The sequence below is a fragment of the Paraburkholderia phytofirmans OLGA172 genome (assembly GCF_001634365.1).
Classification (GTDB): Bacteria; Pseudomonadota; Gammaproteobacteria; order Burkholderiales; family Burkholderiaceae; genus Paraburkholderia.
Map to the genome: position 1 here is coordinate 3,678,228 of NZ_CP014578.1, position 20,281 is coordinate 3,698,508.

The 20,281-nt window shown below is 57.4% G+C and carries 17 protein-coding genes; 7 read left to right on the forward strand and 10 right to left on the reverse strand.

Features of this window, described 5'->3' with window-relative positions; all coding sequences use genetic code 11:
* Positions 1–923 precede the first annotated feature (923 nt).
* Positions 924–1,115, forward strand: a complete 192-nt coding sequence (locus AYM40_RS16145; protein WP_063497085.1) for a hypothetical protein — start codon at positions 924–926, stop codon at positions 1,113–1,115.
* A gap of 534 nt (positions 1,116–1,649) precedes the next feature.
* Here AYM40_RS16145 and AYM40_RS16155 read toward each other — a convergent pair.
* The gene (locus tag AYM40_RS16155) at positions 1,650–2,486 is read right to left on the reverse strand and encodes a hypothetical protein (protein ID WP_148662187.1); all 837 of its coding nucleotides are present in this window, start codon (positions 2,484–2,486) and stop codon (positions 1,650–1,652) included.
* A 174-nt stretch (positions 2,487–2,660) separates the two neighbouring features.
* Here AYM40_RS16155 and AYM40_RS16160 point away from each other — a divergent pair, with 174 nt between their 5' ends.
* Positions 2,661–4,433, forward strand: a complete 1,773-nt coding sequence (locus tag AYM40_RS16160; protein WP_063497088.1) for a patatin-like phospholipase family protein — start codon at positions 2,661–2,663, stop codon at positions 4,431–4,433.
* Positions 4,434–4,676: 243 nt separating this feature from the next.
* On the opposite strand, the gene AYM40_RS38645 is transcribed toward AYM40_RS16160, so the two are convergent.
* Positions 4,677–4,919 (reverse strand): 3'-5' exonuclease, encoded by a 243-nt coding sequence (locus AYM40_RS38645; protein WP_082855107.1) that lies wholly within the window; start codon positions 4,917–4,919, stop codon positions 4,677–4,679.
* Between AYM40_RS38645 and AYM40_RS16165 the strand changes: the two genes are divergently transcribed.
* Positions 4,918–5,172, forward strand: a complete 255-nt coding sequence (locus tag AYM40_RS16165) for a DUF1488 family protein (RefSeq protein ID WP_063497089.1) — start codon at positions 4,918–4,920, stop codon at positions 5,170–5,172. The genes AYM40_RS38645 and AYM40_RS16165 overlap by 2 nt on opposite strands.
* 85 nt (positions 5,173–5,257) lie before the next feature.
* Here the strand turns inward: AYM40_RS16165 and AYM40_RS16170 are convergent, their stop codons facing one another.
* Complete coding sequence (locus AYM40_RS16170) at positions 5,258–6,430, reverse strand: hypothetical protein (RefSeq protein ID WP_148662188.1); 1,173 nt, start codon at positions 6,428–6,430, stop codon at positions 5,258–5,260.
* A 937-nt stretch (positions 6,431–7,367) separates the two neighbouring features.
* The gene (locus tag AYM40_RS38650) at positions 7,368–7,799 is read right to left on the reverse strand and encodes a helix-turn-helix transcriptional regulator (RefSeq protein WP_148662189.1); all 432 of its coding nucleotides are present in this window, start codon (positions 7,797–7,799) and stop codon (positions 7,368–7,370) included.
* Between the two features lie 35 nt (positions 7,800–7,834).
* Here AYM40_RS38650 and AYM40_RS16180 point away from each other — a divergent pair, with 35 nt between their 5' ends.
* Both AYM40_RS16180 and AYM40_RS16185 read left to right on the forward strand, forming a co-directional pair.
* A complete protein-coding gene (locus AYM40_RS16180) occupies positions 7,835–8,542 on the forward strand; it encodes a hypothetical protein (protein WP_063497091.1) in 708 nt (235 codons plus the stop codon).
* A 1,055-nt stretch (positions 8,543–9,597) separates the two neighbouring features.
* On the forward strand, positions 9,598–10,572 hold the full coding sequence (locus tag AYM40_RS16185) for an alpha/beta hydrolase (protein WP_063497092.1): 975 nt from the start codon (positions 9,598–9,600) through the stop codon (positions 10,570–10,572).
* A 63-nt stretch (positions 10,573–10,635) separates the two neighbouring features.
* Here the strand turns inward: AYM40_RS16185 and AYM40_RS16190 are convergent, their stop codons facing one another.
* The gene (locus AYM40_RS16190) at positions 10,636–12,345 is read right to left on the reverse strand and encodes a sigma-54-dependent Fis family transcriptional regulator (protein WP_063497093.1); all 1,710 of its coding nucleotides are present in this window, start codon (positions 12,343–12,345) and stop codon (positions 10,636–10,638) included.
* Positions 12,346–12,737: 392 nt separating this feature from the next.
* Between AYM40_RS16190 and AYM40_RS16195 the strand changes: the two genes are divergently transcribed.
* Together AYM40_RS16195 and AYM40_RS16200 are read left to right on the forward strand one after the other, a co-directional pair.
* Positions 12,738–14,417 carry a flavin-containing monooxygenase gene (locus tag AYM40_RS16195; RefSeq protein ID WP_063497094.1) on the forward strand — a complete coding sequence of 560 codons (1,680 nt, stop codon included), beginning with the start codon at positions 12,738–12,740 and terminating at the stop codon, positions 14,415–14,417.
* 238 nt (positions 14,418–14,655) lie between these two features.
* Positions 14,656–15,606, forward strand: coding sequence for a transporter (locus AYM40_RS16200; RefSeq protein ID WP_082855109.1), 951 nt, complete (start codon positions 14,656–14,658; stop codon positions 15,604–15,606).
* 253 nt (positions 15,607–15,859) lie between these two features.
* Here AYM40_RS16200 and AYM40_RS16205 read toward each other — a convergent pair whose 3' ends face one another.
* The 5 genes from AYM40_RS16205 to AYM40_RS16225 are packed head-to-tail and all read right to left on the reverse strand — an operon-like array spanning position 15,860 to position 20,274.
* Positions 15,860–16,924, reverse strand: a complete 1,065-nt coding sequence (locus tag AYM40_RS16205; RefSeq protein ID WP_063497096.1) for an NADH:ubiquinone reductase (Na(+)-transporting) subunit F — start codon at positions 16,922–16,924, stop codon at positions 15,860–15,862.
* Between the two features lie 40 nt (positions 16,925–16,964).
* Complete coding sequence (locus AYM40_RS16210; protein WP_063497097.1) at positions 16,965–17,327, reverse strand: phenol hydroxylase subunit P4; 363 nt, start codon at positions 17,325–17,327, stop codon at positions 16,965–16,967.
* A gap of 36 nt (positions 17,328–17,363) precedes the next feature.
* Positions 17,364–18,959, reverse strand: coding sequence for an aromatic/alkene/methane monooxygenase hydroxylase/oxygenase subunit alpha (locus AYM40_RS16215; RefSeq protein WP_063497098.1), 1,596 nt, complete (start codon positions 18,957–18,959; stop codon positions 17,364–17,366).
* 21 nt (positions 18,960–18,980) lie between these two features.
* Entirely contained in the window at positions 18,981–19,253 is a 273-nt protein-coding gene (locus AYM40_RS16220) for an MmoB/DmpM family protein (protein ID WP_063497099.1), read from the reverse strand.
* Positions 19,246–20,274, reverse strand: a complete 1,029-nt coding sequence (locus AYM40_RS16225; protein ID WP_063497100.1) for an aromatic/alkene monooxygenase hydroxylase subunit beta — start codon at positions 20,272–20,274, stop codon at positions 19,246–19,248. The genes AYM40_RS16220 and AYM40_RS16225 overlap by 8 nt, the downstream gene beginning before the upstream one ends.
* Positions 20,275–20,281 lie beyond the last annotated feature (7 nt).

Sequence of the window (20,281 nt, forward strand, 5' to 3'; positions counted from 1 at the left end):
GAAATTCGACAAAAACAGTCATCGAACTGCAATTCGCTAGTGAAAATGTAACACAAATCGCGAGAAATTGATGAAAGAGCCAGATCGATCGATTATAAATCGGTAAATTTTGCCGGTCTCGCGGGGACGTCGCACTCTGGACGCTGCCGGGACGGCAGAAATCGTCTTCTGGTACGTTTTCCGGGCCGCCAGCGGCTTCCAATTCCGCGGTTAGGGGTTTGCTTGGGGTAAGAGCGTGCGGGGCGCTATGACCCGGATTCCGCAAGCGAAAGAATTGTAATAATTGATGCGGGGCAGCAATTGCCAGTTCAACCCTGCTCCGGTGCCGAAAATCGGGTTATCCTGCCCATTTTTTAAGCACGACCTGTGGTTTCAGGCGCCTTCAGGTGTTTGGCAGTCCGAATCTTGGTTTGGGAGCTTGCCTTGACCGTCGCCGGTCCGACACGGTCGGGGATATTGAAGATTCAGTGTCGCCGCGTTTGCGAATGCGATGTGCAATCACTGTAGTAGATAGCCGAACTGGGTAGCCAATCAGATTCCCGGTGCAAAGATTCCTTGTGGTGTTATACCCGTCGCCCGACAGGTCACACATAGGTTGGGTGGCGAACCGGCGATCGATGAAGGCGTGGAGGTGATACCTGCCGACAGCGGCGAACCAGATGCCCCCGATGCCAGACGCGCTTGCAGATGAGACGCGGATGCGCCTCTGCGGTAGCTGGGAAAAATGCCATCGCCGACACAACCAGCAAAATCAATGAAACGAGTTTCCGCACTGCGCTCCCCTGTTCAGTGCGCGCCATTCTACCGGGGCTTCTCGGGTATGGTCAGTCGTCGGCAATCTCCCCGCAATGGGATAATGGGAGGAGCGGCCAGATGATTGCGCAGTCCGGTCACACCTCAACCAGACTAAATTCAGGATCATCTTGGACTATCAAGTTTCCTACGGGCATAGCCTCGCGAGCGCACCGAACGATTTCATCGTTCAGGTACCGTCGCAGTGGGTCACGGACGTTCCCGCGACGATACCGCGCGCGCTGCTGCCCGAATTCCTCGCCGATCTCATCCGGCAGCGTTCGCCGCAGATCGGGCGCATCCGCAATCTGCACGTCCTCTGAAGCAGGCCGTCAGTGCTTGAGGCAGCTCCATTGGCCGGCAGGAGGCCTGTTGCCGCCAGTCACCACCACCGACATGCGGTCATTCGAACAACTGCTCCGCTCAAACAGCCGGACCTCACGACCGATTTGCGTTGAAGCCGCTATCGGAGAACTTGGGCGCCTAGAGCAATGCCAAGACACCATGCTTCATGCCTTCGCTCGTCGCAAATAAAACCATCGCGACGAGACTTAGACGCATTAAACACATCAACGCGTTTAAGATGATTTCTCCGCCGAGCGCGCATAGCAGAACGCTTAGCCTAACGGCCACCGACTCCGTTGCGAACAGACGAACTAACTCTACCAAAGGCACTTGGCGCGTACCCCCGTGAACTGCGCCCCTCTTCAGAGGCAAAGATTTCCGGCTTTTCGTCATCGTGCGACCTCATAGCACTAATCTTGTCGTCAGTGTCTGTCTATGAGTCGCGTTGCGAAAGCTCGGTGCATGCACGATGCGCATGTTGCTAGCTCGATGCGCAGCCTGCTTGCAGGGTGCTATCCCGCTTTCTTTTTTCTCCAGTCCCGTACCCAGCGAGCAACAACGACTTCGCTATGGAGCAAGTCAGGCCACTTGTCGCACATATCGCGTGCGAAGGCGGCCGCACTTGGATACTTTGATGGAGACCGCTCCCACATCTGCCACAGTTCGTACACCTCATGCTTCGCCATCTGAATCGGGGATTTCTTATGCCGTGCTCTTGCAGCGCGTGCCATCCGCTCACGGCTAGACTCCATCTCGAAGTACATGGCCATTTCCATATGGTTGCTCCAACGCGCAATCGACGCGAACTGCCATGCCAGCCCCAGCTCGTACAGCGCACTTTCCTTGTTTTTCGACTTGAAGTGCACGATAAACTGATCTAAGACCGCCAAACCAGTGGCTGCACACAGATTCCCTATCGTCGCAAATGGTTCTTCCGGAAATTCGCTAAACGAATACTTCGTTAGGGGGAGGTAAGGACCATCGTCCAACTCACTACCCTCGTGCCACCCTTCAAACATGCTTAAGAGAGATTCGAGCGGCGTATCTCCGTCGCGGAGCACGATATTTGCAAGACACTCATCCGTGGAAATCCGACGGGACCGATGGGCGGAACGCCAAATCTGATTCCATATCTCGACAGACCAATCGACAAATCTCTGTGTGTCTTCGAGATCGTGTTCGAACATGCTCACGTGGACTCGACCGTCTTGCGTTGTTTCAGTGAAGTCGTAACCTCGGACCTGTTCACTCAGCTCCAGTGCCACCGGGGCGAAATATCCAGGTAACTGCGCCGAAGCCTCATGCGAGAGATACGCCGTAAGAACCCCGCTTTTAAATTTGTATCCCATGTGTCGGCCCATTGTTCGATGCGTTGCCGAGAATACCGCACTACTCCTGATCGAGGCGAGCCACCTTCATGCCGTTTGAACCCAACCGCTCCAATTTAACCAGCAAGCTTAGCCTCAAGAGGCGGTAGTTTTATGCCGTAATCAAAACTAGGTCAAAAAAATTACGCATTCGCCATGAAAAACCGAGCGGGATTGATAACATTGCTTCCATTCGTTGCAGCACTGGTCGCTGGATGCGCGCCAGTTGTATCGGGCTTACCGGAAACATCGTTTGCGTCGGCAAGCCACTCGGAGCCGATTGTTCATAGGCAGGTCTGTTCTGTCGACGGTACCGCCCCGCGTACAGCTTTCTTTCTGACAATCTCGGGTGGGGGTTCTCGGGCCGCCTATCTTGGCGCGCGCGTAATATCAGAATTACAGGATGTTGACGGAACAGACGTAGCGAGCCACATCAACGTTATTTCATCCGTGTCTGGCGGATCGTTAGCCGCGGCGCTGTACGGAATATCAACTGACCGAGCTTCCGGGGACGGGTGGCGGCCCGTGTGGAACGATTCACTGATTCGCACTCGCCTTGCTGAAAATCTGAAGGTCGACATGGCCGAGCAACTGGCGAATCCGGTGTTCCTCGGCGGCTACATTTTCGGGCATACTGACCGTACGGACGCATTCTTTACAGCACTAGACTCAACTGTTCTATTTGGAGTATCGCCTGCCAAGCGGATGCTCACACTCGGCGACTTCAATCCAAATCGTCCTCAAATAGTCATTAACTCCACCGTTGCGACTGCCGAAAGCACCACAGCATTTCGGCCGCGTCCGTTCGGAAGCCTGTTCACGTTTTCACAGTCAGACTTGGATTCGATCGGTGTCGATTATTCGACGATGCCCCTTTCGCGTGCTGTTGCTGCGTCGGCGGCATTTCCTGGACTACTTTCTCCCGTCGTTCTGAACCGCTTCCAGTTAGGGTCGACCGAAAAGGAGTTGGGTTCGCCCAGGTACATTCATCTGATTGACGGCGGAAACGTTGACAACCTTGGTCTGCTGGCCGTGAAAAGAGCGTTGATCGAAGACTCCCACCGCCTTTTGACGGACTGCGACCAGATCGTGGTCGTGACTGTGGACGCTTTCGGAGCGCAGGGGTTTCACCCCGACGACAAGCCGAGCATGCGATCAGCGTCGGGTTGGGTGTTGGACGAACACACGCTTCTCGCTGCTTTCGACGCTTTGCTGGCTGCCAATCGCACTCGCCTGTTGGCCGAATTCAAATCTCGCATGTTCACGCCCCCAGCAGACAGCGAACAGTGCCGCAAAGATGATCTACCGCCTGACATTTGCGGGGGAGGTGTCCGCGTGAATTGGGATGATGTGAACACTCTCCTGAAGCGAAAGCTCTATTTTGTTCACCTTTCCTTGGATAGCAGCGAACTAGCAGAGCCGCCGGTCGTGACGTACTGTGACGGCAAATACGGCGATCCAGACCCGAAGTGCCATGAACCGCCGATAAACCGGTGGACTTACTATAACGAGGAGCGAGCGTTAAGACGACGGCTAAAGCAGATTCCAACGACGTTCGGTTTGTCGCGCCAACAGCAGAGCGACATCTCGATGTACGTGAAGCTACAGTTCAACCCGGGAAATGTTTGTCTGATGCACCTGCGCGATCTAATCATGGGAACGGCTCAACATTCGCCCGTGTTCTACGAGATAGCTTCCGACTCATGCGACGAGACCACCTCATTCACTGATGCACAGATGACACGAAGAAGAAGTCACGAAGAAATATTCGGTGACCGGATTGCTACACCGGGGCACAACGTCGGTGGCGAGCCTGCGATTGAAGAGCAGCACTATGCTCCGATGGCGACAGTTGAGGCTCGGGAGGCATTCTGGAAAGACGTCCTCAGATACTACGGATGGAATGGAACAGAGGTGAAGCGCCAATAACGCTTGGCAACAAAAATTTCAGAGAGCAAGCTGGACGCACAGATACAACTGAGTTGGGTTGTGGATTGCGCCTTATCTACGCCGACTACAACAGTTCACGGTCCCTGACTTGCGCTTTGGAAACTATCATGTCCCGACCCGATGTTGATCCGGCACAGCAGGGTCGAACGGGCTGGGGCATGAACTGGCATCAGGCAAGCCGCGTGCAGCAATACGTGAAGGCGCAAGACAATGTGAGGCGCCTCATCGAAGGATCAGTGTCGACATTGCATTTTCTGTTAGGAATTGCGATGGCTCAGCAAACATGTGCCCCGACCACGCATGCCGGTACGGCGCGTGGAAAAGATACAGCCGCTCCCATGCGCGCGTGACCGCCACGTAGAACAGCCGTCGCTCTTCTTCGACAGTTCCCTTGTAGCGGCAAGCGCTACGCGTCTGACCGCGTGCTAGTCTGTCCTGCGACGACAACCAAAACGGAGAGGCCATGTACAGAATGTTCAACCCCACGAATGCGGGCGACGACGTAGGCGTTGATTTTGATCTTGAGGTCAACAGCGTCGTACAACATTTCTGTGTCAGCAGTGAAGCGATCGAAGACCTGAGCAAAAGCGAAAAGCTGCACGGCAAGGAATTGATCGACGCATTCCAAAAATACGCCGACCGGATTAGTGAGGCCGCGCAGCGCAAACACGGTTCGCCAAGTAACGGGCGAATTCTCTTGAAGACCTCGGACTTCTGAACCGGCGACACGTTAGGTGCATTCGACACCGATACGCCAGTGTCGGATGCGATGGGCGTGTTCCCAAATAATGGCGATCTGGCCGTTACGCGACCCGGTCGCGGCGGGCCTTCAATTCCTGCGGATCGGGCGCAGCGTGCCTGACGACGGGACGCTTCGCAGGCTGAGCAGATTTCTGCACCGGTCTGGCTGCCGGTTTAATCCCCATCTTCGCAGCACGCGTCGATAACGTCGGTGCCGGTTCGCACACCGGCACCGACGTCAGTAGCTTCACCGGCAGTGGTCGCATCGTCACCAGTTGGCCCGCGCCCGGTAAGCGGAGCCGCGCGGGTGCACGGAACATTGGGGCGAGTTGTTCAATAGCCGCCTTGATGAAATCGCGCAGGATTTCAGCGTTGAACCACTGAACCTGTTCCAGTTTGGAAATCGCCCTCTGCATGCTACGGCGGTCGTGTTCATCCAGAGCCTGCAACGCGACCGGGATGCCGACGTGCCGGGCGAGCCCCATGAACGTGCGCCCCAGCGACTCATTGAACGGCTTACAGTCAGGCGGCAGGTGAAATAGCTGCACGCCGTCAAAAGCCGACGCAAGTTCAGTTACCTGGGAAAGGGGGCAGCCACCCTTGCGCTGGCAGCGGACTTCCATGCGCCAGTGATTCGGGACGGCTTTCTCTTTGCCCTCCAGCTTCTTGACCTCAAGCTGCCAGCCCTTCGGCGACGCAAGCGCAGCAAGAATGACCGACGCCGTCGACTTCAGTTCGCGCCGCAGCGTCTCGGCTGCCTTGTCGTAGACGGTCAACCGGCAATCCGAGCCGAGAACACCCACATAGAGCGTGGCGAGCGTGCCCTTGCCGTCGAAGTCGCGCATCACGTTCGCGCCACCGCGCTTCTCTGCTACCGATACGAGCGTGCCCTCCAGCACGTTGATGTTGAAATCGATGTTTATGTCCATCCGCAGAACCAGAGCCTGCGACAAGATGCGGGCAGAGTCGACGCCGAACAGGAGCCGGAAGAAGCTCGCCAGTTCGCGGACGGCATCGGCACCGGCGTGCAGATAAGGGTTAGGGTTGAACTCGACCGTAAGCCAGTACGGATACACGACCCGGTTCGGCGACCACTCGATGCGAAGATAGCCATTACCCGCGCGGGCAGAGAGGCAGTTCCGGAACGCCTTGCCCTTTACGGATTTCCTCTTTGCACCGTTTTTCTCCAGGTCGCTCAACTGTTGCTCAATGAAGGCGACGAGCGCATCGTCCATATGCTTGACCAGCAAGGCAAGCTTCAGCTTATCGATACCAATGGCGAACACGTGATCGAGCGGGAACGCGCCGGTGATTTTTCGCCGCGGCACAGGTGCTTCACGCAGCTTCATAACTGATCCTCATACTGATTGATGCCCATAGGGGCAAGTTGATCCGGCGTTCTTCCTGTGAAGGAGAACGAGGGAGCAGGACAGCGACACAGCCCTTTACAGTAAATACGGGCGAGCGTTATCACGGCGCACTGATCGTGCGGCCAATGTCCGTGCTGCGTGTTCAGGTAAAAATCGTTAGTCGGGTACGCGCTAGGTTGTAGCCCTCTTCATTTACAGATAGGAACGGGTTAGCAAATCAGATGAGCCATCCACTGCCTGCAAAATGCGGATGTTGATGGCCTCAGGACAATGGCTACTGCTGCCGGTAGTGCTGTCGGTGCTGCTAGTAGCTATAGGGTATGGGGGTAATACACTTATTACAGCCGCGCCACGCAGTGATATGAACTGCTAAAAATCCCTATAAAACAGGGCATGTGGTGATATCTAGATCGGGCGAACGTCCGCACGTACCGGAAAATTGGCTGAGTTTCCTGACCTGGACACCCATACGTTGCGGCCGGGTCAGGTTGTGCTGGTGACGCTATTTTTAAGGGATTTTTTCGATTTACGCGCTTCGCCATTGACGCTTCGGTGGTCGACTTTCCTGACTTGGCCAACGACACCAAACGGGTTGGGAAAGTCGACGCACTACACGTCAGGTATTTCAGGCGGGCGACATAAAAATCATCATGGTCGGTTGCGTCCTTTTCAAAATTAGCGTGCGGCCCTGCTGTACTTCACCGCGCGAATCTGCATCGCGCGCTAACGGAACCTGCACGTCATTCCGTCGCGCGCTACAATCATTCACAGGTCCACGGCAGGCCGCATGCTTCGAAGCGGGTTACTGGTCGGTGGTCGATGCCTTTGCGCAGTTCGCGAGATAATTCTCGACAACCGAACGACGCCAGCCACGGACACGCGGACCGAGTTCCAGAGGGGCCGGGAAGCGACCACTCTTAATCCACGCATGCAAGGTTGAGTTCGCTACCCCCAGCAGTTCGCGCACTGCCTGACGACGCAGTACGGGATCGATGGGGGATGCACCAACATTGGACGCGTTGCCGTTTTCCGTTTGCTTTTGCTTTTGCTTCAAAAATCGAGAGGGCGGGTCCATTACTTTCCTTGTCGGCGTGATGCGGTTTGCTACGGTGGGCGGTGCGATTCGGTGAGCACCTGTGGCGTATTTTGGGTGCTGGTTGCGGCGATGTGGGGACATGTCCGTTTGTGAATGGACATTTAGCTTTTCACAATGTGGAAATTTAATAGCTTCCACAAGCTTCACTGCTGGCGAGATGACGAGGGCGTGAAATGAAGGGAGGCTTGCTGGCTCAAATGGCGCAACCACTGGAACAGTGGCAGGTTGAAGAAGCAAGAGCGCGACAAAAGGACGAGCGGGAAAATCTGGAGCGGCGTTGCAGTCCGCTGGGAATTGTCGCGCGAACCAAGGTCCTGCCGAAGTTGACTTACCTGGTAACTGAGGCAGTCGAGAGGACCGCAGAAATTGTCCTAGCTGCTCGCACAGATATGACAGCGGTTGAGGCGCGCGCACGAGAAGACTGGACGAACGTCGTAGATAATCATCTTGACACCCTTCATGCCATGCTCGCGCTCGGCCGCATTGATGCGATTAACGCCGCTAGTGGCATCCGCGTACAGGTGTCTGCCGCCTATCCCCGCTGGGGTCTCGCCGAACTGTGTATAACGCGATCCGATTTTGAGAAATTCGGACAGGTAGTTGGCATTGAATTCGAGCGCGACGCCAACAAGGAGGTCAGTGAGGACGCGGGGCAGTACGACACCATGATCAATATCATTGGGGCTTTGTACGAACTCGCTTCCGCCAACAAACCGCCGGGGCAAGTCCGGGGCATCGCCTCAACCGCGGCAAGAATCGTTTCAAAACGCACTAGTGGAAGTATCGACCCCAAGACGGTTCGTCGGTATCTCAAGCGGGGGAAGGATCGCGGCTTTGGTGTCGTGGATGAAGATTGGCGCGACGATGATGAAGCTGCATGATGAAACCGACACCACGCGGATTGCCAAGTGGCCTTGTCAGCGAAATTGGCCCAGTCCTGCACTAGCTCGGCGCGCTTGGCTAAACAAATCGCCACGGGCGTAAACCGCATCTACCGTGTCCTTGATGTCGTCGACGATGACTGCTTCGCATACCTTGGTTGGAAATTATCCCTCCCTGTGAGGTAACCCAAGGCCATCGGGTCAGTCCAAGCTTTCGTTTTCAAGTCGCAGCGTCTGATCAAATCACTCCATGAACCGTCAAGGAGTGAGTAAAGCAGCAAGCAAAACTGGGGGCATTTTTGGGGGCATAATTTCAAAAATAATTATCGGACCCCACTCCATAATGGGCTTGAAGTATAAATTCCAGTCCGGCCCTGGCACCAGTACTGCAACCACACAAACCTCTCCGAAAGTCAAGAAATACCGTACTTTCCGGCTCTACGCCTTATCCAGTAAGCCTCCCAGCATTGTCCGACTGTGCATAAACATGCATTGAGTTTTGATCCTTGCACCCGGCACTGCACACGCTACAGTCTCGCTGCGATCTGCTCGGCCGATTCCCGGTAGTACGTGTTTTGAAGGATGGACAAATCCTTGTGACCGCTGATCTTGGCGAGCGTCATAACGTCCACCTTGCGCGATAGTCGCGTGAGCTTCCGCCCATGAATCATGAATCGTGAAAGTACAAGCCTTCAATTAATAGTTGGTCGCGGGCCTTCCGAAACAACGCACCGAAAGACGCGGAGCGCCGCGCTCGGCTATGTGCCGAATCACGCCAACGCATTTTCTGGTTGCGTCTGATACGCGTCCATGTTGGACCTGGTGAGTCTCACGAAAGCGACGCGCAAGAACGAGCCTCGTTCATGAATTGATGAATCTCGTTCGCCAAATGAGCAACCCCGTAATCTTCCGCAGATCTCGCGATCTGCCGCGTCGATCCGATGAAGCCACGAAGACCACGTAAATCAACCCGACCTCAATTGCATCGCAGTCAGAGAACCATTGGCATGCCTGTTGCTCGTCACCTTCGTAGATAAAACAACTGGAGGTGACACATGGCGCTCGATGCACATAGCAGAGCTTTCCTCGATGCACTGGCGGAGAAGGGGGCCAAGCCGTTCCATCAAATGGGTGTGCCTGAGGCGCGGAACTTCATGGAGGGACTTCGTGACATCGTCGGCCCGGGACCCGACATGTACCGGGTCGAGGACCTCTTCCTCGATCAAGGGGGACATGCCCTACGTGTGCGGGTACTTGCTCCCGAAGGCAGGTCTTCCGGGATCGTTGTGTACTGTCATGGCGGTGGCTGGGCACTCATGTCGATCGACGACTATGACGCAGCAGGACGGCACATCGCGTACGAAACCGGTTGCACGGTCTTGCTCGTCGACTACCGTCTCGCTCCCGAACACCACTATCCGGCAGCGATCGATGATGTATGGCTCGCCCTCGAATGGGCGGCCTCCCACCGGGAAGCATTGAACGGAAGTGCGCACGCACCGCTCATCGTCGCCGGCGACAGCGCGGGAGGCAATCTTGCAGCGGTCGTCACTCAACGAGCACATGCCCGTGGCGGACCCGAGATCGCGCAGCAACTGCTCATCTATCCGGTCACACAGGACGATCTGAATACGCCCTGCTATCTCGATCCAGACAATCAGGCGCTGCTTGGTCAGGAGGACATGCGCTGGTTCTGGGATCTCTATCTTCCGGACACCGCAGCCCGGCAAGCATCCGAAGCATCGCCGCTGCGGGCAAAAAGCTTCCGGGGGTTGCCACCGGCCGTTGTCATCACCGCCGAACACGATGTGCTTCGCGACGAAGGCGAGGCGTATGCGACCGCGCTACAGTCCGCGGGCGTCCACGTGGACCATCGACGCTTCGCCGGACAGATGCATGGCTTCTTTGGCCTCGACGCGCTTCTACCGGCGAGCGCCGAGGCCAGAGGTTATCTCGCTCAGGCTGTCCGTACTCGATTGGGCGAGCTTTGCAATGACGCGGAACGAAAGGATCCCCTCCTGGACCGATGAACGGCAAGACTGTCTTCGCTGGGGATGCCGGCCATCGCCGGCGCGCTCCCCGTCGGACGGCACCTACTTTTCGTCGCCCGGCAGTTTATCGAGACGATAGGCGAGCTGCGCACGTGTCAGCCCCAGAAGTCGCGCGGCCTTTGACACATTACCCTCGGCCTTGGCCAATGCAGCTTGTAGCAATCGCGCCTCCAGTTGTTCCAGACTAAAGTCCTCGACCAGCAACGACTCGCACAAAAGGTCCGGCTCACTCCCCATGACTGGCTTTGACGTTTTCAGTTGCCCCCTGTCGTCAACGCGAATCACCAGTTTGCCCGTCTCGGGAAGCGACGGGAAGAATGCGTCCAGCTCGATGGCCTGGTTGCTATCGGTCAGAATGACGCCGCGCTCGATCATGTTCTCGAGCTCCCGCACATTTCCCGGCCAGCTGTATGCCATGAGGGCCTTCATCGCCTTGTCGGAGACGCCCGCGGTCTTCTTGTTGTAGAGCGCGTGAAACTTGCCGAGAAAATGCTCGAGTAGAAGCGGTATGTCCTCCGTGCGGTCACGCAGCGCAGGAATATGAACCGGATAGACATTGAGCCGATAAAACAGGTCCGCGCGAAACTTGCCTGCCTTCACGGCGTCGCCCAGATCCTCGTGGCTCGCCGCGACCAGCCGAACATCAACCTTGCGGGTCTCGGTTCCGCCGACGCGCTCAAGCTCTCCTTCCTGCAGCACTCGAAGCAAGGCCGCCTGGGCACGCGGGCTCAGCTCAACCACTTCATCGAGAAAGAGCGTACCTTCGTTCGCTCTCTCGAACTTGCCCTCCCGGCTGGTCACCGCTCCGGTGAAGGCGCCTTTTTCCACCCCGAACAGCTCCGCCTCAATGAGATCAGGGGGGATGCAGGCACAGTTCACCGCAACGAACGGCCTGGAGGCTCTCGGTGAGCGCATATGCAGTGCGCGCGCAAAAATCTCCTTGCCGACACCGGTCTCGCCTTGCAGCAGGACGCTAACGGGCGCGGTCGCCGCTTTCTTCAAAAGCTCGCTCGCGTGCATGAAACGGCTCGAGCGGCCTACGGAGTTTGCGATAAGCCCATCTGGGGCGCTCGCGTTGCGTACGGACGCCTGCAACTGGCTCAGTTGAGTTTGAACCGAAAGCAGTTCTTCTGCCATCGCGTCCGGTTGCAGCAGGCGGACCAGATCATCATGATCTTCCCACTCCTCCGCAGGACGGCCGACAATTCGACAATGGTCCGCGCCGCACCCGAGGCACTCCACTTCCTTGAAAAAAATGCTTCGACCCATGTAGTACGTTGTGAAGCCGTTCGCATATCCAACGAGTTGCCAACAGACCGGTTCGCTTACCGGTCCGTGTTCCCGCAGGTGCAACTCAGCTTCAAAGGCGTCTTGCCACTGAAACTCCGCGTAGAACTGCCCTTGCCCGACATCGAACTCAAGCTTCAGCGGCTTTACGTTCACCATCCCCTTGATCAGCGCCAGTTGGGGACCGGCGAAGAACGCCTCCGCAGTGGAAAGATCCGGACGTAGCTGGCGGGCCAGGATCGCATCGCGCCAGCCGGAGTGGTAACCGAGGCGCATAAGCAGTCCTCGCGCGCGCTGACTTCCCAAGGTCCTGGTAAGCTCGGTCCGCAGGTTCGCGAACATGCTGCTGTGTGTGAGGAGCATGCGCTGCTCGTGCAGCCAGATCTTGCCCTGCTCGACGTCGAACGTGATTTGTGAAACCAGGTCCCGGCTCTCGGGGAATTTCGGATCTTTGTTGCTCGACATTCAGTCCCCACCATCGAAGGCGATTCGCGTATGTGCGGTGACCCGGGGTCGCGTCGCCGTCACCGGTCGTTTCGATTGTAGGCGCGCGCGTTCAGGTCGCGTCATCAGTATCCACCCTATCGAAGGGACGTCGGTCGCGAAGAATGCGTGAACCAGTTGGGCGACACGCCGTGCTGCGGCCGAACTTCACCATATCGGAAAGAGCCTTGATGATTTCCGCAACCTGACGGGTCGATCGTTTGGCCGAGCTCCTCCGTTTCGGTCGCCAGGCGTTGTCGCCACAGGCTCTACAGCCAATGGCACAGACGTTGCATTGACTTGTGCACCCCGGTGGGCTTTTCCCATCCTGCGCCTGCCCGGAAACAGAGACCGTAAAACACAAGGAGACTCGTATGTCCGAAATGATCGGAGCAGTTGCGCAAGAGGCAATGGAGGAAGTCGATGCCGTCGTCGTCGGCGCGGGCTTTGCAGGCCTGTACATGCTTCACCTGCTTCGCGACAAGCTCAAGAAGCGCGTCGCCGTGTTCGAAACCGCGGATGGTGTCGGTGGCACCTGGTATTGGAACCGCTACCCGGGCGCACGTTGCGATATCCCCAGCCACCACTATTCGTATTCGTTCTCCGAAGAGTTGCAGCAGGAGTGGACCTGGTCCGAAAAGTACGCCGCGCAGCCGGAGATTCTTGCGTACCTCAACTTCGTTGCCAACAAATTCGACCTTTTCCGCGACATTCATTTTCAGACGGCCATTACCTCGGCGATCTATGACGAGGCATCGGCAAAATGGACTATTCAAACGAGCGCCGGCAAGCGCATCCTCGCAAAGTTCTTCATTCCTGCCGTAGGCACGTTGTCTCATGCCAACATCCCCAAGTTCAAGGGGCATGACAGCTTCAGGGGCGACGTCTACTTTACCGGGCACTGGCCCAAGGAAGGCGTCAACTTCAAAGGCAAGCGCGTGGGCATCATCGGCACGGGGGCAACCGCCATGCAGGCGATTCCGCTCATCGCGGAAGAAGCGCTTCATCTGACGGTGTTCCAGCGCACCCCGAACTATGCCGCGCCCCTCATGAACGCGCCCATGGACCCCGTGCTGGACCAGCAGGCGAAAGCCATGTACCCGGAGCTTCGTCGTCAGGCATGGGACAGCTTTGCCGGCGTGCCGTTCGAGCGGCTCAAACCTTCGGCGCTGGAGGTCACGCACAACGAGCGCGTCGCCCACTATGAAGCATGCTGGAACGACGGTGGTTTCAGCCTCTGGATCGGCAGCTACCAGGACATCCTCTTCGACAAGCGGGCGAACGAAACCGCAGCGGAGTTCGTGCGCGGCAAGATTCGCGCGCGCGTGAAGGATCCGGCTATTGCGGACATGCTCTGCCCGCCTGTCGGCCAGACCTACGGCACCAAACGCCAGCCTTGCGAAACCAACTACTACGAGACGTACAACCGCGACAACGTCACGCTAGTCGACATCAAGAAAGCGCCCATTGAAGAGATCACCGAAACCGGCATCACGACCACTGACGCATCCTATGAATTCGACTGCCTGATCTACGCCACCGGCTTCGATGCCTTCACCGGCGCCCTGTTCAAGATGGACATCCGCGGACGCAACGGTCAGATGCTCAAGGAGCGCTGGTCCGCCGGACCGCGCACGCTCGTCGGGCTCGCTGCTCACGGCTTCCCCAACATGTTCACTATCACTGGTCCGCAAAGCCCGTCGGTGCTGTTCAATATGCCGCTCGGCATCGAGATGCACTGCGAATGGATTGCCGAGTGTATCGAACACATGTCCGAGAACGGCGTCGCAAGTATCGAGGCAAATGAGCGGGAAGAAGATGACTGGATCGCTCACGTCAAGGAGGTCGCTGACGCCAGCCTTCTACCAGAGGCGACGTCGTGGTATCTGGGCGCGAACATCCCAGGAAAGCCCCGTGTTTTCATGGTCTATCTCGGTGGCGGCAAACACTACAAGGACGTCATCTCGACGATCGCGCACAACGGCTACACCGGGTTCACGCTCGACAGGCAACAACGCCTGACGGATGCCCCCGAATCTGTACCCACGGCCTGACCAGGCGACGCGCGCGGCCTTCCTGCCGCACGACGGCGTGATTCGCGCCGTCCAGGCGGTGAGCCTTCAAACAGGTTGAGCCATACCAGCGGCGCAGGTCGAGGCTGCTGCGATTGGCCCGCGCAATAACGTCCAACAAGCTGTAACTCCGGCGGCCTGGCGCAATTCGCGCCAGGCCGCCGGCACGGCATTGTGCGCCGCGTGAGTCCTTTCAATAAAACAAAATAGGAGATGCGAGATGCAGGATGAAAAAGGTGACAAACCGAAGAGGCTTCGATCACGTCGGAACGAGCGCGCAAGCGCCGCGTCCGGATCCATGCGAAAGGCATGCTGCAAGATCTTCGCGGCGTGCATGATGGCCGTTCCCTTCCAGATGGCCCATGCAGTCATCGAGACGGATCCCGCCGACTATGTTCCCTTGCCGCCAGGAACGAACCTCGCCGTTCTTTACTACCAGCATGCTTTCCGCGATAGCACGTACCACGGTGGCGAACAGGTGAACATTCCGTTCAGGCTGGAGACCGACATAGCGATCGCACGGTATGTACGCTATCTCAGCGTCGCCGGCTTCACCGTGGATGTGCAGGCAATCGTCCCGTTCGGCAGCGTACGCTTGAGTCAGCCGGTGAGCTCGGTCTCGAACGGTGCCGGCGATCCCTTCCTGGGAACGGTCATCTGGTTGTTGAACGATCAGAAGGCGCAGCGTTATCTGGCGCTCGGTGCGTTCCTGGGCATTCCGGTTGGCAGCTACGACAGCGCCAAGGGAGCCGTCAACGTTGGTTCGAATCGATGGCAAGGCGTTTTTCAGATCTCCTACGGTCAGCCGATCTACGGAAACCTCGCATTCGACGTGACGGGCGAATATGCGATCTACGGCGCCAACAACGACTTTGCGGGACTCAAGTATCAGCAAAAGCCTACCTACGAACTCCAGACGCATTTGCGTTATGCGCTGACGCCGCTCACCACATTTGGAGTCAGCTTCTATCAAACCGCGGGGGGACGCAGCACGCTTGGCGGAGTCGATCAGGCCGATCGCATCAACACCAGCCGCTACCTGCTGACTATCCAGCAGATAATCGTTTCCCCCACGCTGCAACTTGAAGCTCAGTTTGGACAGGATATCCACGTCTCGAGCGGACCCAAGGAAAAATATCGGGTCAACCTGCGGTTGGTGAAGGTCTTTTAACGCTGGACGTCTGTTTGACTGCCGGGCAGCCGCCCGGTGCAGCCCTCCGCCCGCTTCACCTCGGGGACGGGACCTTCGCGCGTGGCAAACGCGAAGTCCTCCCAGAGGTGCGGATCGCCGTCGATGTCAAGCCGACGGAAGGCGGCCCTTTACGGGCCGCTTTAGTTCGCGTAATGCCCTCTTGCGCAACATGCTCCGCAATAGGGCTACGTGCGCCGCGCTGCGTAAGTGGGCAACGGGACCTGCCCAGGTTTCAGATCGACCTGAACAGAGGGCTTTTCGCCAGAGCTTCGGCGCCGTCCGCACTGGTCAGGAATTTCTCTGTGTAGATATCGCGCTCGAACAGTTGCCCTTGCATGAGCGTTCTGATGGACGCTTCAATCATGACCGGCGGCCCGCAGAGATACGCCTTGTGGCCGCGAAAATCGTTGGCAAAGTGCGCTTTCGCGGCTTCATGAACAAAGCCGCGAAAGCCATCCCAGGCGGAATCCACAGCCTCGCTGGAAAGTGCGGGTACATACGTGAAGTTTGCATGCCGCTCTGCCAGTTCAAGAAAAAGGTCGTGATAGTAGAGCTCTGCCCGATCGCGAGCGCCATACAGCAGGGTGATCGGCCGCTCATCTCCCTGCTCGAGCAAATCCAGCAGCATCGATCTTGGACTTGAAAGCCCCGATCCACCTGCAATCAGGATGACGGGTTGCGGGTCCGACGCGCGCACGAAAAATCGGCCGAACGGACCGCTAAAGCGAATCTCGTCGCCAGGCTTCAAACCCTCGTGCAGATAGCCGGTCCCTGTTCCGCCCGGCACACGCCTGACGTTCAGTTCGATCAGCCTCGAAGAGCCGGGCTTGTCTGCAAGCGAGAACGCGCGTGGCATGTCTTCACCGGGAATATGGACGTTCACGTACTGACCTGCCTGAAACTCGATGCCCTCGTCATCCAGTTCGATGAAGATGCCCTTGATCGTCGGCGTCAGGTCGATCATCTCCTTCACGCGGCCCGTATGGTCCTTAACCGGGAAGTGACGTGCATCGACGTCTTCATCGATATCGGCCTCGATCGTGAGGTCGGATTGCGCCGTCGCGCAGCAGGCGAGACACTTGCGCTCGTCGCGCTCGAAGTCCATCAACGCGAACGGTGACGCGTTGCCATGTTCGACCTCGCCGTCAGTGACCTGAACCTTGCAGGTCGCGCACAGGCCGTGACAGCACGCGTGCGGCAGCCACACACCTGCCCGAAGGCACGCGTCGAGAATGGTCTGGTTATCGCCGATTTCAATGGTGTGACCGATCGGCTCGATCGTTAGCTGATAGCTCATTTCAGCCTCTCCTCTCTTCGTGATTGCGTCCGTCGCTGGCCTAACTGCAGGAACCGTGGATTCCGGTCAGGCCGGGCGTGCGAAAGCGAATCAACGCCTTGTGCAGCAATCCGTTTTCAGCGAGCGTCCGGTCGAACTCGGGTACAAAGCGTTCGTTTGACCGGAACCATTCGATTTCTCCGATCACGACCTTGTCCCAGTCGGGATGCGATGAATAAATACCCGGAATGACTTCGTTGGCGAGCGTTGCGAAGGTCGTTGCCGGCGAAACTGGAATGCAATGCGGCGCGCAGAACATCAGATGATCCTCCCAGCCGATAAAAAGCAGCCGGTTGCCGTGAAAGTTTTCTTCACGGTCCTTCACTTCGCCCTTATAGCCTTCATTGAGTGCGATAACTGGCATGACTTGTCTCCTTCAGGATTCGATCGACGTACGCCTTCAGGCGGCTTTTTCGGCGGGTGCGGTTTCCCGCGTCTCTTCTCCGCCATGACTCGGTTTGCCGGTCCAGCGCAGCCAGTTCTTCCTGTCTGGCGAATCCTCGAATTCGTGGCCGTCTTCACCTACGTTGATGTGGTAGTAGCGCAGCACTTCAGCCAGCGGGTTAAAGTCGGCTGCGGTGGGATCCGCATCTTTCTCGAAGCAATTTCCCTGGTAGATCTGGTGCACAGGTAGCCACGCCTGCACATACTTCTCTGGTTCGTTGTCGAAGACGTCCTTGCAGCCGTCGGAGCAGAAGTGATACTTGTTGCCCAGGTAGTCGCTTTCGCGATAGCAGATCTTCGTCGGATCGTCGGGCTCCGTGAACGCCATCGGAATCTGGCAAAGCTGGCACAGCATCGGCAACGTGTTGTTGTAAAAGCGCTTGCCCTGCTGTTGCTGTTCCCGCCAGTACTCGAGGCGGGGCCGATAGAGCTTGTCGAAGGTCGCGGGATACTTTTCGGCCAGCCAGATCATTTCGTCATCTGACGGTACCCATGTGTGCATGGCCGCCGCGTGCGTGTAGTTGTAGAAGATGCCCCACGCCTCATGCGAGAGGCGATCTTTCTCTTTCGATGCAACGTCGTGGTACTTCGGCATGCGAATGCCATAGCGTTCGAGGTCATGAAACAGCGCACCGCCGTTCTTCTCGAAGTAGGTTTCCCACGCTTCCTGCCAGGACATGATCCGCTTGGGCAACATGTAGTCCATCATCATCGCAACGAGCGTCAGCAGGCGGTAGCCGCGCCAGAACCACTTGTCGACCCATTTCTGGATGATCGGCACATTGCCGGGGTCCTGTTCAAGCAGAAATTTCACGACCTCCAGCCCGAGGGTCATGTGACGCGATTCGTCGGACTGCGCGGAGAAGCCGAATGTCACCGTCGCCATGTCGCCGTTAAACGCGGCACCTGACATGAACGGCATGAACAGCAGATTGGTCAGCACATATTCGAACGAGAACGAGATCGCCGTCACGAATTCGAATGGCCCGGCGCTCATCGCGTCTTCGAAATACGACTTCGGCACTGACAGGTACCAGAGCCGGTCGTGCATATGCTTGAAGTCGTGAAAGCCATTGAAGAACTTGTTGTAATGGCTGATCGTGTGGACCTGCGTTTGCGCGTGACGCAGTTCGTCGATCGCCTGCATCTGGCAGGCGATCCGCGCACCGGCTCCGCGAAAGTTGCGCCCGGCCAGCGCGAAGCCGCGATGCGCCGCGTATTCGAGTGGGCTTACCCCCGTCAGGAACAGCTTCAGCGCGTTGATATACCGTGGGTCGGTGACGTTGAACTGGCCGTTGTTCTGCTGGAAAGCATCGATGATCGCGTAGAGCTTGCGTTCCTTCTCTCCCTGATACTTCCAGTAGGCGTCCATCGTCAGGCGGAACGGGTCTTCCCATTTGTCCCAGTCGTGGACCTTGATGCCTTCGAATCTGTCGTACGGAAAAACTTTGTCCATCGGCTGGTAGGTCGTTTCCCACCCGAGGCCGCGGGTCAACATCGCATAGTTTTCCTTGATGCTCAACTTCTTCGGCGTCGCGTTGGTGGTGCTCATGTTGTGTCTCCTGTTCGCCCGTCAGGCTTTCCATTCAAGAATGAATTCGTCATCTGTCTCTTCGATGTTGCCGCCAAGCGAGATCAGGTTGAGTTGCAGTTCGCGCAGATCGAAGTCACGGCCAATGCGCGCCTCGATCGATTCACGCCTGATCACCAGACGGCCGACGGCATCGATCTTGACCATGGCCGGAAATGCGTTGATGACGGCGTGGGGGTTGTCCGCTTCGATTGCCTCGATGATCGGCCGGGAATCGTCGTTGGTCTGAAACGCGATAAACACGGAATCAGTCATGAATGGCCTCCACAGCGGATGCAAGCGACACACCCTGTTTCAGCACGCGGGCGTCGAATGCTTCAGCGATCTCGCGCAGTGCCGATTCGGCGTCGTTGGCGCCAAGCGCTTCGATTGCAAGGGGTTGCAACGCGTCGAGAACCTGAGGACGCCACTTCGCGATCCACTGACCAAGCAGCGCGGCGTTTTCTGTCGACTCCGACGCTGCCGTCTTGAGCGTCGCGTCGACCCATCGATTCGACTCATCGAACCACGTGCTTGCGAACTCGTTCAGCATGCCGATGCCGGGTCCGCACTGTTGCGTCAGACGCTGGTCGATATGGCGGTAGAAGAGCGGATACAACAGGCCGTCCAGCACGACGTTCTGCGCGACGTAAGTCTCGAACCAGTCCTTCACTACCATCGTGTCCTCGACCATGCGGCGCAGGCCCTGCCAGGTCGGGCTGCCAAGCCAGCGCTCCTTGCCGTCCAGCAGCGACGTGCCCTGATTGCCGTCGAGCAGCACGCCAAGGCGTGACAGGTACTGCGCAATGCCCAGCCGGTCCATGCTATGGAACATGGTGGCCTGGGTAATGGCCGTGCCCCATCCATAGCCCGTCACGAAGCAGTTATTCGTGTTGGCCGCCCATTCGACGTGCCTGAGAGGCACCATCAGCGCGGCAATGTGTGCTTTCACCTCAGCCGGCAGGTCACTCAGAAGGCGGCGTTTGGAGACGAACTCGATGTTCTTCTCCATCGTGTCCTGCTGCCTCGAACGCGTGATCGTGTAGGTCCCGTAGTAATACTGACGAGGGTCCTTGAACGCGTACCAGTCGTTCATCCTGATGGCCGTGCGGCCCTTGTCGTACAGCGCGAATTCGGGCTCCCACAGTGGCCGGTAATGGAAATTGTCTTCAGGCTGCAATTCCAGAGTGGCTTCCTGATATCGCGAAGCCGGCTTGTCTCCGCCCAACCGTCGCGCTACATGAGAGAAGGTCTGACGGATCTGCTGTACGGCAGACGTCTTGATGTCGATTTGCATGGCGTGT

Bases quoted from the DNA above. Each gene is read 5' to 3' on its own strand.
- AYM40_RS16155 (WP_148662187.1), bottom strand. From the start codon at position 2,486: ATGGGATACAAATTTAAAAGCGGGGTTCTTACGGCGTATCTCTCGCAT.
- AYM40_RS16160 (WP_063497088.1), top strand. From the start codon at position 2,661: ATGAAAAACCGAGCGGGATTGATAACATTGCTTCCATTCGTTGCAGCA.
- AYM40_RS16165 (WP_063497089.1), top strand. From the start codon at position 4,918: ATGTACAGAATGTTCAACCCCACGAATGCGGGCGACGACGTAGGCGTT.
- AYM40_RS38645 (WP_082855107.1), bottom strand. From the start codon at position 4,919: ATGGCCTCTCCGTTTTGGTTGTCGTCGCAGGACAGACTAGCACGCGGT.
- AYM40_RS16170 (WP_148662188.1), bottom strand. From the start codon at position 6,430: ATGGACGATGCGCTCGTCGCCTTCATTGAGCAACAGTTGAGCGACCTG.
- AYM40_RS16180 (WP_063497091.1), top strand. From the start codon at position 7,835: ATGAAGGGAGGCTTGCTGGCTCAAATGGCGCAACCACTGGAACAGTGG.
- AYM40_RS16185 (WP_063497092.1), top strand. From the start codon at position 9,598: ATGGCGCTCGATGCACATAGCAGAGCTTTCCTCGATGCACTGGCGGAG.
- AYM40_RS16190 (WP_063497093.1), bottom strand. From the start codon at position 12,345: ATGTCGAGCAACAAAGATCCGAAATTCCCCGAGAGCCGGGACCTGGTT.
- AYM40_RS16195 (WP_063497094.1), top strand. From the start codon at position 12,738: ATGTCCGAAATGATCGGAGCAGTTGCGCAAGAGGCAATGGAGGAAGTC.
- AYM40_RS16200 (WP_082855109.1), top strand. From the start codon at position 14,656: ATGCAGGATGAAAAAGGTGACAAACCGAAGAGGCTTCGATCACGTCGG.
- AYM40_RS16205 (WP_063497096.1), bottom strand. From the start codon at position 16,924: ATGAGCTATCAGCTAACGATCGAGCCGATCGGTCACACCATTGAAATC.
- AYM40_RS16210 (WP_063497097.1), bottom strand. From the start codon at position 17,327: ATGCCAGTTATCGCACTCAATGAAGGCTATAAGGGCGAAGTGAAGGAC.
- AYM40_RS16215 (WP_063497098.1), bottom strand. From the start codon at position 18,959: ATGAGCACCACCAACGCGACGCCGAAGAAGTTGAGCATCAAGGAAAAC.
- AYM40_RS16220 (WP_063497099.1), bottom strand. From the start codon at position 19,253: ATGACTGATTCCGTGTTTATCGCGTTTCAGACCAACGACGATTCCCGG.
- AYM40_RS16225 (WP_063497100.1), bottom strand. From the start codon at position 20,274: ATGCAAATCGACATCAAGACGTCTGCCGTACAGCAGATCCGTCAGACC.